Raw genomic sequence first — 717 nt, forward strand, 5'->3', positions numbered from 1 at the left:
CGTTTGTGCGTTGCCGTTTGCTTTGTCGTTGTCTTGGTGCTCTGCCGGGTTCCTTCGAATAACGCCCGGCGGCGCGCAGGGCGCGCACGCTGGAAGAATGAATGCGGGCCGCTCTGCTAAAGAGTGTGAGGTGCTTGAATGGCGCGTACCGAGCACTTGACAGGCCGGGCAGGCCTCCGTGGCGGCGGGCTATTGTCACCTAGAGAAACCATTAATCCACTTACCCTTTCAACGGGCAGTGCCTGGTTGAAAAAGCTGCTTTCTTTGGTGACTTTCTTTGCAGCAGCAAAGAAAGTTACCCCCCCGCCGGGGAGGCGGCTACTGAACAAAACCGCAAGACAAACGGCAACAGCAAGACAGCGCTATCCTTAAAACCCCCGAAACCCCGAACGCGGAGCGAAGCCAAGACCATGTCCAAAAAGACCTACAAAATCGCAACCATCCCTGGCGACGGCATCGGCAAGGAAGTGATGCCCGAGGCCATCAAGGCACTGGAAGCCATAAGCAAACGCTACGACATAAAAATAGAATTCGACCACATAGAATGGGCAAGCTGCGACTACTACGCGCAGCACGGCCAGATGATGCCCGACGACTGGAAGCAGCAACTGCAAGACAAGGACGCAATCCTGTTCGGCGCAGTCGGTTGGCCACAAACCGTCCCCGACCACATCTCCCTCTGGGGCTCGCTCCTCAAATTCCGCCGCGAATTCGATC

The 717-nt window shown here is 56.6% G+C and carries 1 protein-coding gene; it reads left to right on the forward strand.

The features are described 5' to 3' along the window. Positions 1 to 410 precede the first annotated feature (410 nt). A partial coding sequence (locus P7F28_RS09720) for an isocitrate/isopropylmalate family dehydrogenase (RefSeq protein WP_277184290.1) occupies positions 411 to 717 on the forward strand: 307 nt, incomplete at its 3' end.

This window comes from Caballeronia sp. BR00000012568055, assembly GCF_029439455.1.
In the GTDB taxonomy this organism is placed as follows: domain Bacteria; phylum Pseudomonadota; class Gammaproteobacteria; order Burkholderiales; family Burkholderiaceae; genus Caballeronia.